The sequence below is a fragment of the Terrabacter sp. P5_B1 genome, assembly GCF_056400505.1.
In genome coordinates this window covers 1-4364 of sequence record NZ_JBFULD010000339.1, presented here as the reverse complement: position 1 = coordinate 4364, position 4364 = coordinate 1, and the positions used below count along the sequence as shown (strand labels likewise).

General features: G+C 69.3%; 5 protein-coding genes. 4 read left to right on the top strand and 1 reads right to left on the bottom strand.

The features are described from left to right. Positions 1–564 (top strand): alpha/beta hydrolase (locus AC1DP0_RS18665; protein ID WP_478087357.1); only part of this gene is annotated, 564 nt, incomplete at its 5' end. Then, positions 561–1814: an ATP-grasp domain-containing protein gene (locus AC1DP0_RS18660; RefSeq protein ID WP_478087353.1), complete on the top strand. Its 1254-nt coding sequence runs from the start codon at positions 561–563 to the stop codon at positions 1812–1814. The genes AC1DP0_RS18665 and AC1DP0_RS18660, both read left to right, overlap by 4 nt. Here the strand turns inward: AC1DP0_RS18660 and AC1DP0_RS18655 are convergent. Next, positions 1811–2452, bottom strand: coding sequence for a DUF1345 domain-containing protein (locus AC1DP0_RS18655; protein WP_478087349.1), 642 nt, complete (start codon positions 2450–2452; stop codon positions 1811–1813). The genes AC1DP0_RS18660 and AC1DP0_RS18655 overlap by 4 nt on opposite strands. A 151-nt stretch (positions 2453–2603) precedes the next feature. On the opposite strand from AC1DP0_RS18655, the gene AC1DP0_RS18650 reads away from it, so the two are divergent. Beyond that, positions 2604–3602, top strand: a complete 999-nt coding sequence (locus tag AC1DP0_RS18650; RefSeq protein ID WP_478087347.1) for a diacylglycerol/lipid kinase family protein — start codon at positions 2604–2606, stop codon at positions 3600–3602. After that, the gene (locus AC1DP0_RS18645; protein ID WP_478087345.1) at positions 3595–4338 is read left to right on the top strand and encodes a phosphatase PAP2 family protein; all 744 of its coding nucleotides are present in this window, start codon (positions 3595–3597) and stop codon (positions 4336–4338) included. The genes AC1DP0_RS18650 and AC1DP0_RS18645 overlap by 8 nt, the downstream gene beginning before the upstream one ends. Positions 4339–4364 lie beyond the last annotated feature (26 nt).

Here is a 4364-nt window from a genome sequence, read left to right as displayed (position 1 = left end):
GCCGAGGGCCGGGTCCCGCCGACCCGCGTCGTCCTGCTCGAGCCCGGACCCCGCAACGAGCGGTATGCCGCCAATCCCCTCTGGGCCGAGGCGCTCGCCGAGCACGTGCTCCCGCGGGTGCACACGGCATACGCCATCGACGCGAAGCCGACCCTCGTGGGGGCGAGCCTCGGGGCGCTCGCGTCGCTCCAGGCCGAGTGGCATCATCCGGGGACGTTCGGCGCGCTCTTCCTCCAGTCGGGCTCGTTCTTCCGCAAGCGCGTCGACGACGAGGAGGACTTCGAGTTCTGGGACCGCGTCACGACGTTCGTGACGAACGTCCGGCGCGTCCGGCGGCGACGCACCGACGCCCGCATCGTCATGACGTGCGGGGTCGACGAGGGCAACCTCGCCAACAACCGGCAGATGGCACAGACCCTCGCCGCGAGCGGTCACGACGTCGCCTTCCACGAGAGGCCGGGCCGGCACGACTGGCGCTCATGGAAGGCCGCGTTCGACCCGTTCCTGTTGACACTGCTGCAAGGATCGGGGTCACCCGGATCGTCGACCAGGAGAGGCACATGACGCAGACGCGCAACCACCTGATCGGGCTGCTGCTCGGGGCCGAGGAGGACTGGCCCACCGCCTTCGAGGCCCTGCTCGCGCTCGTCGGACCGATCACCACCGACGACGGCATCACGCACGAGCTGACGAGCGAGCGCCTCACCATCGAGCCGTTCGACCTGCGCCAGCCGGTGCGCACCGAGCTCGTCATCGACCGCCTCGCCTACTGGTACTACCACCCGCGCGAGTGGCTCAAGAAGGCCGCGCTCATGAACGACACCTACCTGCTCAACAGCCCCTTCACCTTCCAGTCGATGGAGAAGCACAGCGCCTACGTCGCCCTGATGCGCTTGGGGCTCAAGGTCCCCGCGACGTGGCTCGTGCCCTACAAGAACCCCGTGGACAACGTCCGCTGGGCCTACACGTCAGCGAAGTACAACCGGCCCTTCGACCTCAAGTCGATCGCCAACCAGCTCGGCTACCCGATGTATATGAAGCCCTTCGACGGCGGCGGCTGGCGCGGTGTCTCGCGGATCAACGACGAGGCCGACCTCGTCAAGGCCTACGACGAGTCCGGCGAGATGCTCATGCACCTGCAGTCGACCGTCGAGTACGACCACTTCGCGCGCGCCCTGTCGATCGGCCCCGAGACGATGGTCATGGACTTCCGTCCCGAGCAGCCGATGCACAACCGGTATGCCGTGAGCTACGACTTCCTGCAGCCGTCCGCGGGCAAGCAGACCGCCGCGATCAGCCGCATCGTCAACGCGATGTTCGGCTGGGAGTTCAACTCCTGCGAGATGCTCGTCAAGGGCGACGACGTCTACCCGATCGACTACGCCAACGCGTGTCCCGACGTCGCGGTCACCTCGCTGCACTACTACTTCCCCTGGGCCATCAAGGCGCTCGTGCGCTGGTCGGCCTTCTGCCTCGTCACCGGTCGCAAGGGGCCGATGGACCTCGAGATGCGCCGCTACTTCGATGTCGCTGACCGTGACGACCTCACCGACGAGCAGAAGCTCGACGCCTACCTCGCGATCGCCGACGAGTACTTCGACACCGAGGCCTACTGGGCGTGGTGCGACCGGTACCTCCCGCACCTCGATGCGGCCGTGCTCGAGTGGGTGCAGTCCGACGCGTTCGACAGCCTGCTGCGCGCGACCGTCGTCACGACCTACCCGGCGCACGAGCGCGACCGGTTCCTGGCGCACTTCGGCGGCCTGCTCAGCCTGTGGGTCAAGGACGAGAAGGCGCGCCTCGGAGTCGCCTAACCGCGGGCAGACCCTCCGAGGCCGGCCACGAGGTTGATCGTCGATGCGATGACGATCGTGCCGTAGAGGTAGGCGAGGAGCGTGTGTCCGAGCACCACCCGACGCACGTCCGAGGTCTTGAGGTCGGTGTCCGAGACCTGGTAGGCCATGCCGAGGTTGAAGGAGAAGTAGGCGAAGTCCGAGAAGGTCGGGTCCTCGTCCTGGTTGAAGTCGATGGGCGGCCTGGGGCTGGCGTAGTAGACGCGGGCGTAGCGCAGGACGTAGACGGTGTGGACGCAGAGCCAGCCGACGGCAACCGCGCCGGCGCCGATGAGGGCATCCAGGACCTGTGCGGTGCCCTTCGCCTGGCCACCGACCAGCAGCACGCCGACGCCGGCCAGACTGGCCAGGCCGACGGTGATGACGACGACGTCGTACCACGCGGCGTCACCGTCTCGACCCTCGACCTTGGCCCGGGTGGAGGGCGCGTCGTGTCCGAGCACGTGCACGAGCAGGGGCACGGCGAAGGCGAGCCCGCCGGCCAGAAAGCCGGTGAGAGCGTGGGTGAGGAGCTCGCCGGCAGGTCCGAGCGGCACGACCAGGCTGACGAGGACCCCGACGAGCAGGGCGACGGCCAGGCGTCGGCGGATGGTGGGCACGATCGGGAGGCTACCGCCGTCGTCGGTGTGGTGGCTGGATGCCGGCTGGAGGCGCACTGGTGGTCGGCTGGGTGCCGGGTCCGGGTATGTCAGCCGGAGGCCGAGGTCCACGACCTCCGTCCTCCACGTCCCGAGCCCTAGGATCCCGAACATGCCCGACGCCCCCAGCGCTCGCCACCGCCTCACCGTCGTCTACAACCCGGTGAAGGTCGACGATCTCGACGCGGCCAAGGAGCTCGTGGCCAAGGCGGCAGCCCAGCACGGCTGGGAGGACCCGTCGTGGATCGAGACGACCGCGGAGGAGACCGGCGAGAAGCAGGGCCGTGAAGCGGTGCGGACGGGTTCGGACGTCGTGGCCTCACTCGGTGGCGACGGCACCGTCCGTGCGGTGGCCTCTGCGCTCGTCGGCACGGACGTGGCCCTCGGGCTGCTTCCCGGAGGAACGGGCAACCTGCTCGCCCGCAACCTGGAYCTGCCCGTCGACTCGCTCGAGAAGGCCGTCGACGCACTGCTCGGCGGCACCGACCGACGCATCGACGTCGGGCTCGTGCGAGTGTCCGACAGGCCCATCGAACCGCGCCGCAGCCACGGCACCCACGACGGCGGATCCCAGGTCGACGACGACGAGGAGGTCTTCCTCGTCATGGCCGGTCTCGGCCTCGACGGTCAGGTCATGGCCGGGACGAACGAGAAGGTCAAGGCCGTCGTCGGCTGGGTCGCCTACGTCTTCAGCGGGCTGCGCCAGGTCTTCAGCCGTGGCTTCCGCGTCGAGGTCCGCTCCAACGGCGACGAGGGGATCGTCGAAAAGGCGGGCGACACCGTCAACCGGCACGCGCGCACGGTCGTGATCGGCAACTGCGGCACGCTCCAGGGTGGTCTCGAGCTGATGCCCGACGCGAAGGTCGACGACGGCGTCCTCGACGCCGTCGTGATCGCGCCCAAGGGTGGGCTCGGCTGGCTCTCCGTCATCTCCGACCTCGTGACCCGCCACCGGGCCGGCCACCGTCGTCTCGACCGGCTGCGAGGCCGTGAGTTCACCGTCACCGCCGGTCGCCCCGTCGAGGCGGAGATCGACGGCGACCCCATCGGCGAGCACCGGTCGCTGGGTGTCCGGGTCCTGCCAGAGTCCCTGGTGGTCCGCGTTGGCTGACCAGCTCACCGAAGCCCGCACCCGACCAGCCGGCCGGGGCCGTCGCCTGCTCAAGAGCGTCGGCTACGGCCTCGTCTTCGCCGTGCCCCTGACAGCGCTGGCCTTCGTCGTGCGCGAGAAGTTCTCGCCCGTCATCGACCTCGACCAGCGCCTCATCGTCGCCGCGACGAACCTGACCCGCGCGAACCCGGGCCTCAAGAGCTTCCTGCTCTTCTGGCAGGAGCTCACCCAGCCGTGGCGGCTCTACATCGTCTCGTCCGCGGTCTGCCTCGTGGTCTGGCGTCGCCACCGCGAGCTCGCCACGCGCTGCCTGTGGGCGTTCATCACCCTGATGGTCTCCTGGAACCTGCAGCTCGACGTCAAGCAGATCGTCCAGCGGGCCAGGCCGGTCGTGGGCGACCCGGTCTCGCACGCCCCGGGATACAGCTTCCCGTCCGGACACGTCGCGTGCGCGGCCGCCATCGCGTCCACCATGACGATCTTCCTCTGGCCCCTGCTGTCGACCACGGGACGTCGCGTGCTCGTGGCCGGCCTGACGGCATACGTCGTCGTCACGGGCCTCGACCGCGTCCTCCTCGGCGTGCACTTCCCGTCCGACGTCGTCGGCGGGCTGATCTTCGGCGTGGGGCTGGCCACGGCCTCCTACGCCGGCTACCTCGGGTGGAATCCCGGCCCGGACGACTCCCCTCCGCCGGAGGGCGTGATCGGGCCCGAGTCATCGAAAGGCACCACGTGAACCACACCTTCGTGCACCGTTACGAG